Annotated in this window: 15 protein-coding genes and 1 riboswitch; of the genes, 5 read left to right on the forward strand and 10 right to left on the reverse strand. The window is 53.8% G+C overall.

The window, feature by feature from the left end:
* Positions 1 to 324 precede the first annotated feature (324 nt).
* Positions 325 to 1,176, reverse strand: a complete 852-nt coding sequence (gene murI / locus P3C52_RS00005; RefSeq protein ID WP_275553204.1) for a glutamate racemase — start codon at positions 1,174 to 1,176, stop codon at positions 325 to 327.
* Positions 1,121 to 2,986, reverse strand: coding sequence for a TonB-dependent vitamin B12 receptor BtuB (gene btuB, locus P3C52_RS00010; protein WP_275553526.1), 1,866 nt, complete (start codon positions 2,984 to 2,986; stop codon positions 1,121 to 1,123). Before btuB ends, murI begins: the two co-directional genes overlap by 56 nt.
* A 70-nt stretch (positions 2,987 to 3,056) precedes the next feature.
* Positions 3,057 to 3,240: riboswitch (cobalamin riboswitch) on the reverse strand.
* Between the two features lie 121 nt (positions 3,241 to 3,361).
* On the opposite strand from btuB, the gene trmA reads away from it, so the two are divergent.
* A complete protein-coding gene (gene trmA, locus P3C52_RS00015; protein WP_275553205.1) occupies positions 3,362 to 4,462 on the forward strand; it encodes a tRNA (uridine(54)-C5)-methyltransferase TrmA in 1,101 nt (366 codons plus the stop codon).
* On the opposite strand, the gene P3C52_RS00020 is transcribed toward trmA, so the two are convergent.
* The 3 genes from P3C52_RS00020 to fabR are packed head-to-tail and all read right to left on the reverse strand — an operon-like array spanning position 4,459 to position 5,796.
* Entirely contained in the window at positions 4,459 to 4,731 is a 273-nt protein-coding gene (locus P3C52_RS00020; RefSeq protein WP_275553206.1) for a hypothetical protein, read from the reverse strand. The genes trmA and P3C52_RS00020 overlap by 4 nt on opposite strands.
* A 59-nt stretch (positions 4,732 to 4,790) precedes the next feature.
* Complete coding sequence (locus P3C52_RS00025; RefSeq protein ID WP_275553207.1) at positions 4,791 to 5,138, reverse strand: YijD family membrane protein; 348 nt, start codon at positions 5,136 to 5,138, stop codon at positions 4,791 to 4,793.
* Positions 5,113 to 5,796 (reverse strand): HTH-type transcriptional repressor FabR, encoded by a 684-nt coding sequence (gene fabR / locus P3C52_RS00030; protein ID WP_275553208.1) that lies wholly within the window; start codon positions 5,794 to 5,796, stop codon positions 5,113 to 5,115. Before fabR ends, P3C52_RS00025 begins: the two co-directional genes overlap by 26 nt.
* Positions 5,797 to 5,989: 193 nt before the next feature.
* Here fabR and sthA point away from each other — a divergent pair, with 193 nt between their 5' ends.
* Complete coding sequence (gene sthA, locus P3C52_RS00035) at positions 5,990 to 7,390, forward strand: Si-specific NAD(P)(+) transhydrogenase (protein WP_275553209.1); 1,401 nt, start codon at positions 5,990 to 5,992, stop codon at positions 7,388 to 7,390.
* Here sthA and oxyR read toward each other — a convergent pair.
* Complete coding sequence (gene oxyR / locus P3C52_RS00040) at positions 7,373 to 8,290, reverse strand: DNA-binding transcriptional regulator OxyR (protein WP_275553210.1); 918 nt, start codon at positions 8,288 to 8,290, stop codon at positions 7,373 to 7,375. The genes sthA and oxyR overlap by 18 nt on opposite strands.
* Before the next feature lie 140 nt (positions 8,291 to 8,430).
* On the opposite strand from oxyR, the gene P3C52_RS00045 reads away from it, so the two are divergent.
* On the forward strand, positions 8,431 to 9,165 hold the full coding sequence (locus P3C52_RS00045) for a redoxin family protein (protein ID WP_275553211.1): 735 nt from the start codon (positions 8,431 to 8,433) through the stop codon (positions 9,163 to 9,165).
* Positions 9,166 to 9,291: 126 nt separating this feature from the next.
* Here P3C52_RS00045 and argH read toward each other — a convergent pair whose 3' ends face one another.
* From argH to argC, 4 genes are all read right to left on the reverse strand, one after another.
* The gene (gene argH, locus P3C52_RS00050; protein WP_275553212.1) at positions 9,292 to 10,665 is read right to left on the reverse strand and encodes an argininosuccinate lyase; all 1,374 of its coding nucleotides are present in this window, start codon (positions 10,663 to 10,665) and stop codon (positions 9,292 to 9,294) included.
* 85 nt (positions 10,666 to 10,750) lie between these two features.
* Complete coding sequence (locus P3C52_RS00055; protein ID WP_275553213.1) at positions 10,751 to 11,962, reverse strand: argininosuccinate synthase; 1,212 nt, start codon at positions 11,960 to 11,962, stop codon at positions 10,751 to 10,753.
* A 25-nt stretch (positions 11,963 to 11,987) separates the two neighbouring features.
* Positions 11,988 to 12,764 (reverse strand): acetylglutamate kinase, encoded by a 777-nt coding sequence (argB, locus tag P3C52_RS00060; protein WP_275553214.1) that lies wholly within the window; start codon positions 12,762 to 12,764, stop codon positions 11,988 to 11,990.
* A 13-nt stretch (positions 12,765 to 12,777) separates the two neighbouring features.
* Positions 12,778 to 13,782 carry an N-acetyl-gamma-glutamyl-phosphate reductase gene (gene argC, locus P3C52_RS00065; protein WP_275553215.1) on the reverse strand — a complete coding sequence of 335 codons (1,005 nt, stop codon included), beginning with the start codon at positions 13,780 to 13,782 and terminating at the stop codon, positions 12,778 to 12,780.
* A 176-nt stretch (positions 13,783 to 13,958) separates the two neighbouring features.
* On the opposite strand from argC, the gene argE reads away from it, so the two are divergent.
* Both argE and ppc read left to right on the forward strand, forming a co-directional pair.
* Complete coding sequence (gene argE, locus P3C52_RS00070; RefSeq protein ID WP_275553216.1) at positions 13,959 to 15,107, forward strand: acetylornithine deacetylase; 1,149 nt, start codon at positions 13,959 to 13,961, stop codon at positions 15,105 to 15,107.
* A 243-nt stretch (positions 15,108 to 15,350) separates the two neighbouring features.
* On the forward strand, positions 15,351 to 18,002 hold the full coding sequence (ppc, locus tag P3C52_RS00075) for a phosphoenolpyruvate carboxylase (protein WP_275553217.1): 2,652 nt from the start codon (positions 15,351 to 15,353) through the stop codon (positions 18,000 to 18,002).
* The last annotated feature ends 106 nt before the right edge of the window (positions 18,003 to 18,108 follow it).

Consider the following 18,108-nt stretch of genomic DNA (forward strand, 5'->3'; position numbering starts at 1 on the left):
TGATGCTCAAAGAAAAACGTCGTAATGAATTACGTGTTCACTCTTCAAGACTTGATACTGCAAGATTTTTTTTGCGTATCCCGTCCGTGAGTGCCCACACAGATTGTCTGATAAATTGTTAAAGAGCAGCGCCACATTCTTTAGTGGCGCGGGCTGCGTATACTACGCTTTCCCGCTGAAGAGTCAAGAGTTTATTTTCTTTTCCCTTCCTGAACAGGCCGACCAAGAAGCCGTTGTGCCGTGTCAGTGGAGGCGCATTATAGGGAGTTCTTTCGGGCTGACAAGTACTAATTTCAAAAATAAATTCGACCGTTGCTTTTTTCATCAAACTGCGAGTTTTTCCAGCTTTTCGAAGCCATAACGCTGTAAAACGGGCAATAATTGTTCAGTTTCAGGCGTCAATGCCAGGCAAAAGGCCAAATCAGGATCGGTGGAGCGTGCTTCCGGCGCTTCATGTTCAAGCAGCCAGGCTGTGCGGCGCGCAATTGCTGCGCCCGAATCAATCAAACGCGTCCCTTCGGGTAACACAGCCTGCAACTCTTCTGTTAACAAAGGAAAGTGTGTGCAACCCAGCACCACAGTATCTGGTGGCTCATTCATACGCAGCCAGGGCTGCAGAATTCGTCGAACCGCATCAAGTGAAACCGTCTGGCCGTGGAGCTTCATTTCCGCCAGTTCCACCAGCTCTGCCGAACCCAGCATTTCGGTTTTGCATTCACTGGCAAACTGCGCCACTAAATCGCGCGTATAGGGACGACGCACCGTAGCGCGTGTCGCCAATAACCCAACAATGCCATTGCGGGTAAGTCTGGCGGCAGGCTTTATAGCAGGTACGACGCCAACGACAGGAAAAGCAAACCGCGCACGTAATGCCGGTAAGGAAACCGTGCTGGCGGTATTACAGGCGATGATCACCATAGATAGCGGATAACGTTTTGTCACCGCCTCCACGATGGTCACCACGCGATCAACAATAAATTCCTCGCTTTTTTCCCCATAGGGAAAAGCGACGTTATCGAAAACGTAGAGGTAATGAAGGTTCGGCAATAGCTGCCGAACCTCGTTATAGACAGAGAGCCCTCCCACACCGGAATCAAACACCAGTACGGTAGGCCTTAAATCAGAAGCTATAGGATCCGCTGAGGTAGTACTCACGCCCTGCTGTTGCATAGCCATACGCTGTCTCGTAATCTTTATCGAACAGGTTGGCAATTCTACCACGAACCGTCAGGTGAGAGGTGACTGGATAAGAGGCGGAGAGATCAACGAGGCTATAGCTCGGCATCCGCCGCTGTTCGCTGGCGTACTGGTTAGTATTGTTATAGTAACCTTTTCCGTAATACTGCCAGGCAACATCCATATCGATCCCGAACATAGACCAGTCCAGTTGATACTTAAACTGCTGTTTGGAGCGATGCGCCAGCACCTCATCATCGCTATCGCGACGCGCATCGAGGTATCCGAGCGTCACGCGATGCGAAAAGATGCCGGTATCCAGACTGCCGGTCCACTCTATGCCACGAATGGTGGCTGACTGAATGTTGTAATAACGCCCCTGAAAGGTCGCGTCGTCATAGTAGTAATCGATGAGATTATCGATTTTGTTTTGATAAGCAGAAAGACGCCAGTCAACAGGCCCGGTTAAGCCTTCCAGTCCAATCTCCCACTGCTTCGATTTTTCTGCGTCCAGATCGGGCGAGGCGGAAATATAAAGACGTTGCTGACCATACATTTGCCCCAGCGTCGGCGCCTGGAAAGCGGTGGCATAAGAAAGCGTTGCACGATAATCAGGAATAAACTCCCACGCTGCCGCGGTTTGCCAGGTGGTATTCCAGCCAAACTGGTTGTTATCGTCACCGCGCAATGCTGCTTCAAGCGTGACTTTATTAATCTGCTGCTGTCCCGTCAGGTAGTAACCGGTATTGGTACGCTTATAGCGATCGGAAGCGTAATCATCACGCGAAACCAAACGCTGTTCCTGCCAGTCAAGGCCGGCGCTGATAGTGCCCTGCCCGATGCGATAGCTATTGCCCCATTGCAGATTGCGCTGTTCCATAACATCCAGCGTCGTACCACTGTGATACAGCCCCTGCGTGCTGGCATAATTATAATCTTTATACTTTTGCAGGCTCAGCGTCAGCTGCGAGGCGTAATCGCCCTGATTGAAAGCGAGTCCTGATTCCCAGGTATGGTTATAAAGCTGACGTATATCGCCGCCGTTCACATACCCGGCGTCATACATACTTTTATTGTCGTAGCCGTAGCCGCGGACAAAACCGGAAAACGCGTCATTAAAGCGATGGTCAACGCCCGCCCAGAAGGTTTTGCTGCGAAATCCGTCGCGATCGCTGTCAACCGAATAGGTCGACTGCGGCTGGACGTTAAAGCCTTTAGTATCCTGGAAAGCGCCTGCAACGGTTACCAGCGTATCCTTACCTAAGGCCTGACGCAGCGCGCCATCATACTGCTGATAGTGATTAGAGCCGACGCCGACCTGTAGCTGGCTCACCGGCTGTTCTGCCTGAGTAATAATATTAATCACGCCACCGATCGCATCGGCACCATAAACAGCCGAACGCGCGCCGCGCACGAATTCAATACGCTGTACCAGAGAAATGGGGATCTGATCGTAATCCGCCACGCCGGTAATACTAGGTTTAGCCAGCGGAATGCCGTCAACTAATACCAACGTATGACGCGCTTCGGTACCGCGCACATAGAGCGAACTGACCTGTCCCATGCCGCCGTTTTGTGACACATCAACACCGGGCAAACGCCTTAACGCGTCCGTCAGCGTTTTCGCCTGCCAGCGATCAATATCATCGCGCGTAATAACGTCAACCGGCGCCAATACGCTCGATACAGGCTGCTGAGTGCGGTTTGCGGTAACCACCATTGCGTCATCGTTTTTTGCAGCGCTGACGGGAGACGCCCACAGGTAAACCGCCGTAACAGCCAGTGCTAACGGCGTTCTTTTCATTATCATCATTTTATTTAAGCATCCAAAAACAAAGCAGGATGCCGCAGGCATACGGCCAATAGTACGCGATAGCCGTAAAGTGCGACGTATTACCGGCAGGTCTTCGGGCTTGGAATCGATTAAGTGGCGAAGACTTCCCATCAAATGACAGTGTCTGCTATCAGCAATCGCCACGACATTCCTTACCGCTGCGCGTCAGCTCCAGAATTACACTGGATTCCCTATTAACTCAGCAGGAGGCCGGCTCGCGCAGTCTACAATTGAGGTTTACGGAAGTCCAGACTGCTGGGCCGCCAAAGAACGAGGCAATGACAGGGCTGGACATCGCGCAGTGAATCCCTACAATCGCCCGGCAAGTTTGCCATTCAATCAGGAAAAGCCATGACGCCCGAAAAATTGCCCGTCGACCAGTATGAAACCCAGCTCGCGGAAAAAATCACGCGCCTGCAAAGCATGATGGCGCCTTTTTCCGCGCCCGGTGTTGAGGTATTTCGCTCGCCGGTCAGTCATTACCGTATGCGGGCCGAATTTCGTATCTGGCATGATAAAGACGATCTTTATCACATCATTTTCGATCAGCAGACGCGCGATCGTATTCGGGTTGATCAATTTCCGGCGGCAGGCGAATTAATTAACCAGCTGATGCCAAAAATGATCGCCGCGATCCGCGGTAATGATGTGCTGCGTCGTAAGCTGTTCCAGATTGATTATCTTTCTACATTAAGCGGTCAGGCAGTTATTTCGTTGCTGTACCATCGCAAGCTTGATGAAAGCTGGCAGCTTGCTGCAGAAGCGTTGCGCGATGAACTCCGCGCGCAGGGTTTTGATGTCAACCTGATTGGCCGGGCGACGAAAACCAAAATTTGCCTCGACCGCGATTATGTTGATGAATGCCTGCCGGTTGCAGGCCGCGATATGATCTACCGTCAGATTGAGAACAGTTTTACCCAGCCCAATGCCGCTGTGAATATTCAGATGCTGGAGTGGGCGCTGGATGTCACTAAAGAGGCGACGGGCGATCTGCTGGAACTGTACTGCGGCAATGGTAACTTTTCGTTAGCGCTGGCGCGTAATTTCCGCCGCGTGCTGGCGACCGAGATTGCCAAGCCTTCAGTAGCGGCGGCGCAATACAATATTGCGGCCAACCAGATCGATAACGTGCAGATTATCCGCATGGCGGCGGAAGAGTTTACCCAGGCGATGAACGGCGTACGTACCTTTAACCGCTTACAGGGAATCGACCTGAAGAGCTATCAGTGCGACACCATTTTTGTCGATCCGCCGCGCAGTGGTCTGGATGAGGAAACGGTGAAGCTGGTACAGGGTTATGCGCAGATTCTTTATATTTCCTGCAATCCACAAACGCTGTGTGACAATCTGGCCACGCTCTCGCAGACGCATGACATTTCGCGTCTGGCGCTATTCGACCAGTTTCCTTATACCCATCATATGGAGTGCGGCGTGCTGCTGACGCATCGCTAAAAGTGCAGCGGTAAGGTAATGCCGAGATAGTCAGGATCGATGGTTTGGGAACGTGCAGTACAATGCCTTTGCGCAGCGCTATCGTTCCCTTTGCTGCCAGCAATACAGTCGCTGAATCTTTCCTGTTGGCTACGCTCATCACCATAGATGCGGCCTGAAGGCGCGGTCTGATAAATAGCATCGCCCGGCTGCCAGTCTTTATCACGATAATCGCCGCAGCTGATGCACAATAAAAGCGACAGGACGACTGTCAGAGAATATCTGTTCATTGTTAACCTCCATGTAAATTCTACTCTTTCGGCACCGTCATCCTGACGGCACCCTATGCTCAACGTTTCCGGCGCAGCCTGGTGCCAATCCAGAAGATTAGCGCCACCATCAACACCACAGGCAAAAAGTTAGAGCCGATTTCTGGATAGTCGGCACGCACAATGGCGCTGTACAACAGGATACCCAGCAGGAAAAACGCGGCTGCCAGCGAAGGCATACCTTCAGGCATCGCACGATTAAGATAGCGCTGATGTAAACACCATGCGGCGAGGCCCAGCGCAATAAGCGGAAAAATCGAAAAGGGTACAAAAGCGTTAAAAAGCACGGAAAAAGAACCGTTGATAGCAAGGCCGGTAATAAATGCCAGCACTAAGGTTCCTTTATCGCGTGGGTTCTGTTCGGTCATCTCCTGTCCTTTTTATTTCATTTTGATTATCAAGGGTGGAGGCCATGCGCTCCTGTTCGCGGCGATACCAGTAGTAAGCGCCTTTGGCGATCATGCGCAATTGCAGCACCAGCCGCTCTTCCAGCCTACGCCGCTGCTCCACGTCAATATCCAGCGCTTCAGCGCCAGCGTTAAACACGATAATTACCATCGCTTCCGCCTGGGCTTCAGTAAAACTGCGCGGCATGCGATTTTCCAGCTCAAGGTAGTCAGCTAACTCAGCGATAAAGTGTTGAATTTCACGTGCTACGGCGGCGCGAAACGCGGCGGAAGTGCCGGAGCGCTCCCGCAGCAGCAGGCGAAAGGCGTTAGGGTTGCTGTCGATGAATTCCATAAAGGTAGAGACAGAAGTTTTGATTACGCTACCACCTTTAGCGATGCGCTGACGCGCCTGACGCATGAGCTGCCTTAACATCAGGCCGCTCTCATCCACCATCGTCAAACCCAGTTCATCGACGTCGCGGAAATGACGGTAAAAGGAGGTGGGGGCAATACCGGCTTCACGCGCAACTTCCCGCAAACTCAGGCTGGCAAAACTACGCTCGGCACTCAATTGACTAAATGCCGCCTCAATTAGCGAACGTCGTGTACGTTCTTTTTGCTGTGCTCTGACGCCCATTTTTCTGCCTGTTAGCTTACTGAGCGCTCACTATAACAAATAACTCAGCGTACAGTCCGTCAAAGTTTGTGACCGACTGTTAACCTCACGCTTTAGCAAATTGAGGCTAAAATCACTCGAAGAATTGGGATGTCCGCGCCGTGATGTTAGAATCTCGTTGCTAAAATGTATATAAAATAAAGGAAGTGCCGGTATGCAACATGCTTACGATTACGATGTTATTGTGATTGGCTCCGGCCCGGGCGGCGAAGGCGCCGCGATGGGCCTGGTAAAACAAGGAGCCCGTATCGCAGTTATCGAGCGGTATCACAATATTGGCGGAGGCTGTACCCATTGGGGAACAATCCCATCCAAAGCTTTACGACATGCCGTCAGCCGCACCATTGAATTTAACCAGAACCCTTTATACAGCGATCACTCCCGTCTTCTTCGATCTTCATTCGCCGATATTCTGAACCATACAGAAAACGTTATTAGTCAACAGACGCGGATGCGCCAGGGCTTTTACGAGCGCAACCGCTGTGAGCTGCACCAAGGCGATGCGCGCTTTGTGGATATGAACACCATTGCCTTAACGCGCCCGGACGGTTCCGTTGAACGCCTGACGGCAGAAAAGTTTGTGATTGCCTGCGGTTCACGCCCTTATCATCCGGTTGACGTTGATTTTACCCATCCGCGCATTTACGACTCCGATTCCATCCTCAACCTTCACCATGAGCCAGGCCACGTTATTATCTATGGCGCCGGCGTGATCGGTTGTGAATACGCCTCTATTTTCCGTGGCCTGAATGTGAAGGTGGATTTGATCAACACGCGCGATCGTCTGCTGGCTTTCCTCGATCAGGAAATGTCCGATGCGCTCTCTTACCATTTCTGGAATAGCGGCGTGGTTATTCGCCACAATGAAGAGTTTGAGAAAATTGAAGGCGTTACTGATGGCGTTGTTATCCATCTGAAATCAGGTAAAAAAGTCAAAGCGGATTGCCTGCTGTATGCCAACGGACGCACCGGCAACACCGATTCTCTATCACTGGAAAATGTCGGTCTGGAAGCGGATGGTCGCGGTCTGCTGAAGGTCAACAGCATGTACCAGACGGCGCAGCCGCACATTTATGCCGTCGGCGATGTGATTGGCTATCCGAGCCTTGCTTCCGCTGCTTACGACCAGGGCCGTATTGCTGCCCAGGCGGTCATCAAAGGCGAAGCGACAGCGCACCTGATTGAAGATATTCCGACCGGGATCTATACCATTCCAGAAATCAGCTCAGTGGGTAAAACCGAACAGCAGCTGACGGCGATGAAAGTGCCTTATGAGGTAGGTAGGGCGCAGTTCAAGCACCTGGCTCGCGCGCAAATCGTTGGGATGAATGTCGGCAGTTTGAAAATCCTGTTTCACCGCGATACCAAAGAGATCCTTGGCATTCACTGCTTTGGCGAACGTGCCGCCGAAATTATTCATATCGGCCAGGCGATTATGGAGCAAAAAAATGGTGGCAACACGATCGAATATTTCGTGAATACCACCTTTAACTACCCCACCATGGCGGAAGCGTATCGCGTTGCCGCCCTGAACGGGTTAAACCGCCTGTTTTAACGTGGTTTCCATATGCCCCTGCATATGGCTGCGGATAGCCTCAGCGAGCTGTTCATAACGGCTGCGCAGAGGCGATCCCGGACGATAAACCAGCGCGATAGTGCGTTGCGGCACCGGTTTATAGCAGGAGAGGTAGGTAATGCCGTCGCGCGTACGCTCCTGCGGCACCGCCAGCGCAGGCAGCAGCGTGATGCCACTTCCGGCCGCTACCATATTACGCAGCGTTTCAAGACTGGTTGCACGGAAATGCGTATCTTCGTCAGCGCCTGCCTGGAAACAGAAGCCCATCGCCTGATCGCGTAAGCAGTGACCATCTTCTAGCATTAACAGCTTCTCACCAGAAAGGTCGGACATCGGTACACGATCGCGATCTTTCCACTGATGATCCTGCCAGATCGCTAACTTCATCGGTTCATCAAACAGCGGCACTTCAATAAAGGCTTCGCTCTCCTTCACTAACGCCAGAATAGCGCAGTCGAGTTTGCCGCTGTCCAGCTGGCTCAGCAGTTGCTGTGTTTGCGCCTCATGCAGATACATTTCCAGCTTAGGGAAACTTTGGTGCAGCATTGGAATAATATGCGGCAACAGATAGGGCCCTACCGTAGGAATCAAACCAATATGCAGCGGGCCGGACATCGCTTCGCCCTGCTGGCTGGCCATCTCTTTCAGCACCTTCACTTCACGCAGCACCGTACGCGCTTGATCCACCAACAGCAGGCCAGCCTGAGTAAAGAGTACTTTGCGGCTGGTGCGCTCCAGCAACATAACGCCAAGCTCATCTTCAAGCTTACGGATCTGGCCACTCAGCGTAGGCTGGCTGACATGACAGGCGTCGGCAGCGCGACGAAAATGGCGATGTTCAGCCAGAGCAACAAGGTATTCAAGATCACGAATATTCATTTTATCCTCCGAGCCACGATAGCCCGTGGCAATGAATAGAATAGCAATGAACGATTAGCCCTATCAAGCGTGGATAACAATAATGCACACCAGAAGTTAATCACATCAAACGCAACGTTAATTAAGAGGTATTGATTCTTATGTTTGCAAGTCAGGAAGGTAAACGCGTCCCGCAGGTCACTTTTCACACACGTCAGGGCGATAGCTGGGTCGATGTTACAACTGACGAGCTGTTTAAGGGCAAAACCGTTATCGTATTTTCGCTGCCGGGTGCTTTCACTCCAACCTGCTCTTCCAGCCATTTGCCACGTTACAACGAACTGGCAAGCGTATTTGCTCAGCACGGCGTTGACAGCATTCTCTGTGTTTCAGTTAACGACACCTTCGTTATGAACGCATGGAAAGCCGATCAGCACGCTGACAACATTACTTTTATTCCAGACGGCAACGGTGATTTCACGCGTGGTATGGAGATGCTGGTTGAGAAAGCCGATTTAGGCTTCGGCCCGCGTTCATGGCGCTATTCAATGCTGGTTCGTGACGGCGTCGTGGCGAAAATGTTTGTTGAGCCGAATAAGCCAGGCGACCCGTTTGAAGTTTCGGATGCCGATACCATGCTGCGTTATCTGGCGCCGGAATTTAAAGTGCAGGAATCCGTCTCCCTGTTTACCAAGCCGGGCTGCCCATTCTGTACTAAAGCAAAACAGATGCTGATCGATCGCGGCATTCAGTACGAAGAAATCGTGCTGGGTCAGGATGCAACTACCGTTAGTCTGCGCGCTATGACCGGCCGCGCCACCGTACCGCAGGTCTTCATTGGCGGACGTCATATCGGCGGCAGCGACGATCTGGAAAAATTCTTCCACGTTGCCTGAGAATCCGGGAACCGGCTCCTTACCCAGGCCGGTTTTCAGATGTGCCTATAAGAAGAAATACTTGAAGTCAGAGGTTGGCGGGCTAGCATGCCCGCCTTTTTTATGCCTGCAAAACACAATAGTCCTTTACTGCAGACGCTGTTTCGCCTCGGCGATGGCTTTTGCAACCTGCTGCGGCGCGACGCCGCCTTTCGCATTACGCTTATCCAGGCAAGATTGCAGCGAAAGAACAGCATACACGTCCTGTTCAATCATCGGACTGAACTGTTGTAGCTGCGCCAGCGTTAAGGCTTCCAGCGCCACGCCATGACTGATGGCCGCGACGACCGCTTCACCGACGATATGATGCGCCTCACGGAAAGGGACGCCTTTGGCGACCAGATAATCCGCCAGTTCGGTGGCGTTCGCGTAACCCTGCTCCGCCGCTTCCTGGCAACGTGGACGTTTTACCTGAATGCCATCCAGCACCAGCACCGACATATGCAGGCAGTCAAGCCAGGTATCGAGCGCATCGAACAGCCCTTCCTTATCTTCCTGCATGTCTTTGTTGTAGGCGAGCGGCAGCCCTTTCAGCGTCATCATCATGCCGGTCAGCGCACCCTGTACCCGGCCACATTTGCCGCGAATCAGTTCCAGCGCGTCAGGATTTTTCTTCTGCGGCATCAGCGATGAGCCGGACGTCACCCGATCGGACAGCTCAACAAAGTTCGCTTCGCCAGTATTAAAGAAGATCAGATCTTCGGCGAAACGCGACAGATGTACCATGCCGATGGCGGCATCGGAGAGCAACTCCAGCGCATGATCGCGATCGGAAACGCTGTCCAGGCTGTTGCGTGTGGCAGAAGCAAAGCCCAGCCAACTCGCCAGCTGCTCGCGATCGATTTCATAAGCAGTGCCTGCCAGCGCGCCACAGCCCAACGGGCTAACGTCCAGACGCTTCAGCGTATCCTGTAAACGGCTTTCATCACGTGCCAGCATTTCTACGTAAGCCAGGCACCAGTGAGCAAATGTCACCGGCTGCGCCCGCTGTAAATGGGTATAGCCCGGCATAACGGCATCCTGATTGGCTTCCGCCGTCGCCACCAGCGCCTGCTGCAGTTCACGCACCGCGCTCAGCAGCAGTAAAACCTGTTCTTTACACCAGAGTTTTAAATCGGTCGCCACCTGATCGTTGCGGCTGCGGCCGGTATGCAGTTTTTTGCCCAGTGCGCCGACTTTCTCAATCAGACGGCCTTCAACCCAGCTATGAATGTCTTCGGCATCGCTTTGCAGAATCTGTTGCGGATTAGCGCGCACTTCTTCCAGCAGCGTATTCAACGCAACTTCCAGCTGCTGCTGCTCATCCTGGGTCAGCACGTTAACGGTCACCAACGCTTTAGACCAGGCAACAGAGCCGGTAATGTCCTGTTCCGCCAGACGATAATCAAAACGCAGCGAATCGTTGAACTGTTTAAACCGTCCATCTGCCGCCTGTGTAAACCGTCCACCCCATAATGCCATCTTGAATGCTCCTGAAATCTGTTGCGCGCAAGGCTCAGCCTGGCTTGTTATCAGGGCGGCCACCGCGCGCCGCCCTTACCGTCAGTTATTTTTTCTCGTTCAGCGCACGGATACGTGAAGAGAGTGAGAACAGACGGATAAAGCCGCCCGCATGGCTGTGATCGTAAACTTCATCTTCGCCAAAGGTCGCGAACTCTTCAGAATAGAGGCTGTTAGCGGATTTTTTCTGAATCGCGGTAACCTGGCCTTTATAGAGCTGCAACACCACTTCGCCATTCACTTCGGTTGCCAGCGATTCAGCCGCCGCCTGCAGGGATTTACGCAGCGGAGCGAACCAGCGTCCGTCATAAACCACGTAGGACATCTCCAGGCCCAGCTGCTCGCGCCATTTAAAACTGTCGCGATCCAGAACCAGCTGCTCTACGGCACGCAGCGCGTTAACCATAATGGTGCCGCCCGGAGTTTCATAGCAGCCGCGGGATTTAATGCCGACCAGACGGTTTTCGACGATGTCGATGCGGCCTACGCCATGTTTCGCGCCCAGCGCGTTCAGTTTGTCCAGACACTGGAACGGGCTCAGCTGTTCACCGTTAACCGCTACCACGCGGCCTTTTTCTACGGTGACAGTCACTTGCTCAGGCTGGTCCGGCGCTTCCTGCGGATCGACGGTCCAGACCCAGCAATCTTTGTTCGGCGCATTCCATGGGCTTTCCAGCACGCCGCCTTCAGTAGAAATATGCCAGGCGTTTTCATCACGGCTGTAGATTTTTTCCAGCGAGGCGGTGGTCGGGATATTGCGCTCTTTCAGATAGTCGAGCAGCGCTTCGCGCGAACGCAGGTTCCACTCACGCCAGGGCGCGACCACTTTCAGCTGCGGCGCCAGCGCGGTATAGGTAGTTTCGAAACGCACCTGATCGTTGCCTTTGCCGGTTGCGCCATGACATAACGCATCGGCGCCCACTTTCAGCGCCAGCTCAACCTGCGCTTTAGCGATAATCGGGCGCGCCATCGAGGTGCCCAGCAGATAGCTGCCTTCATACAGCGCGCCGGTTTGCAGCACCGGATAAACGTAGTCACGAATAAATTCTTCACGCAGATCGGCGATATGACATTCTGACGCACCAGATTGCAGCGCCTTTTTCTCTACGCCGACTAAATCTTCACGATCCTGGCCAATATCCGCGACAAAGGCGACCACTTCACAACCGTAGTTCTCTTTCAGCCACGGAATAATAGCCGACGTATCCAGACCGCCAGAGTAAGCCAGAACGATTTTCTTGATGCCTTGGTTTTGCATGTCTTAATCCTTGAATGTTATTGCTTTATGCGTGAATCCGGGTGCCGATCGACACGCCGTTAAAGAGAGAAGGCAGCTGCTCGGCATGACGCCAGCTGGCAATATCGACCGGACGCCCCAGCGTACGCGCCGCATCCAGCGCCGCATGAACCTTAACAATCATGCCGTCGGTAATGATGCCCTGAGCAATCAGCTGCTCCGCTTTCGCCGTCGTCATTTCAGCAATCCGCTGGCCTTTGCCATCAAGAATACCGCTGACGTCAGAGAGTAAAACCAGGTCCGCGCCCAGCGTGGCCGCCAGCGCCGTCGCCGCCTGATCGGCGTTGACATTCATCAGCTGCCCCTCTTCGGTGATGCCAATGGAGCTGATTACCGGCATATAGCCCGCCTGCAACAGAGTATTAAGCAACGCCGGCGAGCCCGGCAATGCATTGCCAACGTGGCCGAGTTCTTCATCAAACTGCGCCACATTCGCCATGCCGCCGTCGCCCAGGCACAGGCCCACCGCCGGAATATGATGTTTCTTCGCCCAGGCCAGCAGCGTCTTATTCGCCGTACCTGCCAGCGCGCCGGTAATAATGTCGATTTGGTCGGCAGGCGTAACGCGCAGGCCGTTTTTCTTCTGCACCGGCAACGCCAGTTTTTTCATCAGTTCATCGACCAGACAGCCGCCGCCGTGAACAATCAGCAGCGGGCGCTGATGCGCTTCCCGGTAAGTCACCAGCGCCGTAAACAGACGCGCCAACGCTTCTTCGCTATCCAGCAGCACGCCGCCGAGTTTGATAATTAATGGAGTCGTCATAATCGTTATCCGCTTAAATAAGTGACTGCGTTTCCGGGAAACCAAAACGAATATTAAGGCACTGCACCGCCTGCGAAGCCGCACCCTTCAGCAGATTGTCTTCCGCCGCTACCACAATCAGATGTTCATCCTGCACAGCGAAGCCAATATCGCAGAATGGCAGGCCGACCACGGCTTTCAGCGCCGGCACGCCCTGCTCATAAACGCGCACCAGCGGTTTGTCCTGATAGGCGTTATGAAACGCTTCGGCTACATCCTCACGGCTGACGCCTGGCTGCAACCGGCAGGTAATGGTGGCCAGAATGCCGCGTGGGAAATTGCCGAGATGCGGCGTAAAAATCACCGGCACGCCAAGGTGCGCGACAATTTCGGGATGATGACGATGATTAAAGATGCCGTAAGGCTGAAGGCTGACTTCGCAGAAGCTGTTGTTGATACTGGCCTTGCGCCCGGCGCCGCTCACGCCGCTGGTGGCATTGATCACCGGCCACTGCGCATCATTCAACAGGTTCGCCTCAATCAGCGGTTTCAGCGCCAGCTGCGCAGCAGTCGGGTAACAGCCAGGCACGGCGATCAGCTGCGCCTCTTTGATGGCGTCATGCTGCCACTCTGCCAGGCCGTAAACCGCTTTATCCAGCCACGCCGAATACTGATGGGTAAAGCCGTAATAGCGCGTATAGAAATCGGCATCGTTCACGCGGAACGCGCCGGAAAGATCGAACACCACGCAACCAGCGGCCAGAAACTGCGGCGCCAGATCGTGACTGACTTCATGCGCCGTGGCGAGAAATACCACATCCACTCGCTCGGCCCAGACGGAGACATCACTCAGCGGCTCCAGCGGCAGGTCGATAATCCCTTTCAGCTGCGGATGCAGATCGGAAAGACGTTTTCCGGCATCCGGGCTTTGCGCTGAAACCGCTAAAGCGGTTATGTTCATATGCGGATGACGATTCAGAAAGGTCGCCAGTTCAACGCCAGCATAACCGCTGGCACCAACAATCAGCGTATTCAACATCAGGCTGTATACCTTTTACAGTCATTCAGATCCGGTGTGCAGCCCTGTCGCCGCGCGCCATGAAGTCTAACGTTAACCCGCGGGTAATTTTATTTCCCATCGCACCAACGTTATTGTATTTTTATTCACTATTACTGCATGAATATTGATACATCCTAACTCAAGGACCGTCAACAGTGAAGACAAAATTACCGCCTTTTATCGAACTTTACCGCCAGCTGATAGCCATCCCATCCATCAGCGCCACCGACAGCGCGCTCGATCAGAGCAATGAAAGTTTAATCACTCTGCTGGCCGGCTGGTTTCGTGATTTAGGCTTCAACGTAGAAGTCCAGCCGGTGCCCGGCACACGCAATAAATTCAATATGCTGGCGAGAAGCGGCGAAGGTACAGGCGGCCTGCTGCTGGCGGGCCATACCGATACGGTTCCCTTTGATGATGGACGCTGGACACGCGATCCTTTTACGCTGGCAGAGCATGACAACAAGCTGTACGGCCTTGGCACGGCGGATATGAAAGGCTTCTTCGCTTTTATTCTGGATACGCTGCGCGACACCGACATCAGCAAGCTACAAAAACCGCTCTATATCCTCGCGACAGCAGATGAAGAAACTACGATGGCGGGCGCAAAATATTTTGCTGAATCCGCCACGCTGCGCCCGGATTGCGCGATTATCGGCGAGCCGACCTCCTTAAAACCGGTGCGCGCGCATAAAGGGCATCTCTCGAACGTGATTCGCGTTGAAGGACAATCGGGCCACTCCAGCGATCCGTCGCGCGGGGTTAACGCCATTGAGCTAATGCACGAAGCGATCGGCCATCTGATGGAGCTGCGCAACACGCTGAAAGAGCGTTATCACCATGACGGCTTCGCAATCCCTTATCCGACGATGAACTTTGGCCATATCCACGGCGGCGACGCGGCCAACCGCATCTGCGCCTGCTGCGAGCTGCATATGGATATTCGACCGCTGCCGGGTCTGACGCTGAAGGATCTGGATGAGTTATTGAATGAGGCGCTGGCGCCGGTAAGCGTGCGCTGGCCTGGCCGCCTGACGGTTGCGGAACTGCATCCGCCGATTCCGGGCTATGAATGCCCGCGCGATCATCAGCTGGTACAGGTAGTGGAAAAGCTGCTCGGTACGCCGACCGAAGTGGTGAACTACTGTACCGAAGCGCCGTTTATTCAACAGCTGTGTCCAACCCTGGTATTAGGGCCGGGATCGATTAATCAGGCGCACCAGCCAGATGAATTTATTGATACCGCATTTATCAAACCAACACGCGAGCTGATCGCGCAACTGGTTAACCATTTCTGTCACTAATTAGCAGCATTTGGGGCAATTGACTGCAAAAACGGTAAATTGCTCCTGCAAAGTTCCAACTTTCCCGATAAGAATAACTTATCCCACTTCGTCATTGTTAAATTTCTTAAATTACCTACATTTAACGGCAGTACGCTGCAGGTTTTACGCAATTGACGAACGAGAAGTTACATGGCTAGATAAAAGGCGGCGTTATACCCGCCAGGGTAAAAATTAAAAGACAAGAAGGGTGTCAGGGGTCATATGAACGAACAATATTCCGCAATGCGAAGTAATGTCAGTATGCTCGGCAAACTGCTCGGGGATACTATTAAGGATGCGCTGGGAGAAAACATCCTTGATCGGGTGGAAACCATCCGCAAACTCTCCAAGTCATCCCGCGCGGGAAATGACGCTCATCGTCAGGAGCTGCTTACCACATTACAAAACCTCTCGAATGACGAGCTACTACCGGTCGCGCGCGCCTTTAGCCAGTTCCTGAACCTGACCAACGTTGCTGAACAGTACCAGACGATTTCGCCGCACGGTGAAGGCGCTAACCATCCTGAGCTGATGAAAAAAGCCTTCGAACGCCTGAAGCAAAAGCCCGATTTGAACGAAGCCGATATTCGCGCAGCGATTGAATCCCTGTCGCTGGAGCTGGTGCTGACCGCTCACCCTACTGAAATTACGCGCCGTACCCTGATTCACAAACTGGTTGAGGTAAACACCTGTTTAAAACAGCTCGATCATAATGATCTCACTGATTATGACCGCAACCAGATTATGCGTCGTTTGCGCCAGCTGGTGGCGCAAGCCTGGCATACCGATGAGATCCGTAAATATCGCCCTTCCCCGGTTGATGAAGCCAAGTGGGGCTTTGCCGTGGTGGAAAACAGCCTGTGGGATGGCGTGCCTGATTTTCTGCGCGAGCTGAACGAACAGGTAGAAGAAACCTTTGGCTATACGCTGCCGGTTGATTTTGTGCCGGTGCAGTTCACCTCATGGATGGGCGGCGACCGCGACGGCAACCCTAACGTCACGGCCAGCATTACGCGCCACGTCATGCAGCTGAGCCGCTGGAAAGCCGCCGATCTCTTTTTGCGCGACATTGGCGTGCTGATTTCCGAACTGTCGATGTCGGAATGTACGGAGGAGCTGCGTGCGCTATGCGGCGATGCGGACGCGCTTGAGCCTTATCGCGTAATTTTGAAACGCCTGCGCGCGCAATTGATGACGACTCAAACTTATCTTGAGCGCCGGCTGAAAGGCGACCGCCTGCCGCGCCCGGAAGGGTTGTTGATTTCCAATGACCAACTTTGGGATCCGCTGTATGCCTGCTATCAATCCTTGCAGGCATGCGGCATGGGCATTATTGCCAACGGGCAGCTGCTCGATACGCTGCGCCGGGTGAAATGTTTTGGCGTGCCGCTGGTGCGTATCGACCTGCGTCAGGAAAGCACACGCCATACCGAAGCGCTGGCCGAGATTACGCGCTATCTTGGCCTTGGTGATTATGAAAGCTGGTCAGAAGCGGACAAACAGGCGTTTCTGATCCGTGAGCTGAACTCCAAACGCCCGCTGCTGCCGCGCCAGTGGGAGCCGAGCGAAGAGACGCGCGAGGTGCTGGAAACCTGTCGCGTGGCGGCGGAAGCACCGCGCGGCTCTATCGCCGCCTATGTCATTTCGATGGCCAAAACGCCTTCCGACGTGCTGGCGGTTCATCTGCTGCTGAAAGAAGCCGGTATTCCTTTTGCGATGCCGGTGGCGCCGCTGTTTGAAACCCTCGATGACCTGAATAACGCTAACGATGTGATGTCGCAGCTGCTGAGCATCGACTGGTATCGCGGCTTTATTCAGGGCAAACAGATGGTGATGATCGGCTATTCCGACTCGGCAAAAGATGCGGGCGTCATGGCCGCCTCCTGGGCGCAATATCAGGCTCAGGACGCGCTGATTAAAACCTGTGAAAAAGCGGGCATTGCCCTGACGCTGTTTCACGGACGCGGCGGCACCATTGGACGCGGCGGCGCGCCAGCGCAGGCGGCGCTGCTCTCCCAGCCGCCGGGCAGCCTGAAGGGCGGCCTGCGCGTTACCGAACAGGGCGAAATGATCCGCTTTAAATATGGTCTGCCGGAAGTGGCCGTCGCCAGCCTGTCGCTTTATACCAGCGCCATCCTTGAGGCGAACCTGCTGCCACCACCGGAGCCGAAAAGCGAATGGCGCGCCATTATGGATCAGCTTTCTGAGGTTTCCTGCGCCATGTATCGCGGCTACGTACGCGAAAATCCAGACTTCGTGCCCTATTTCCGTTCGGCAACGCCGGAACTGGAATTAGGCAAACTGCCGCTGGGCTCGCGTCCGGCGAAACGTCGTCCGACCGGCGGCGTTGAATCGCTGCGCGCCATCCCGTGGATTTTCGCCTGGACGCAAAACCGCCTGATGCTGCCCGCCTGGCTGGGCGCTGGCGCGGCGCTGCAAAAGGCGATGGATGAAGGACATCGGGATCAGCTGGAAGCGATGTGTCGTGACTGGCCGTTCTTCTCAACCCGTCTTGGCATGTTGGAAATGGTCTTTTCCAAGGCTGACCTCTGGCTGGCGGAATATTACGATCAACGCCTGGTGGATGCTTCGCTCTGGCCGCTGGGCAAAGAGCTGCGCGATCGGCTGGCTGCAGATATTAAAGCGGTGCTGACCATCGCTAACGATGCGCATCTGATGGCGGACGAGCCGTGGATCGCCGAATCTATCGCCCTGCGCAACGTTTATACCGACCCGCTTAATGTGCTACAGGCTGAACTGCTGCATCGTTCACGCGCGCAGGAAGCGAAAGGGGAAGAGACGGATCCGCAGGTTGAGCAGGCGCTGATGGTGACCATCGCTGGCGTCGCGGCAGGAATGCGTAACACCGGTTAACCTGAATAGCCGCCTTCCGTAAGCGAGGCGATTAACAGACAACGTCAAAAAAGTTCATGCCCTGAGGGACATGAACTTTTTTTATGCGGATAAATCAGCGAGTTTT

Origin of the sequence: Mixta sp. Marseille-Q2659, assembly GCF_940807255.1 — a bacterium.
GTDB lineage: Bacteria > Pseudomonadota > Gammaproteobacteria > Enterobacterales > Enterobacteriaceae > Mixta.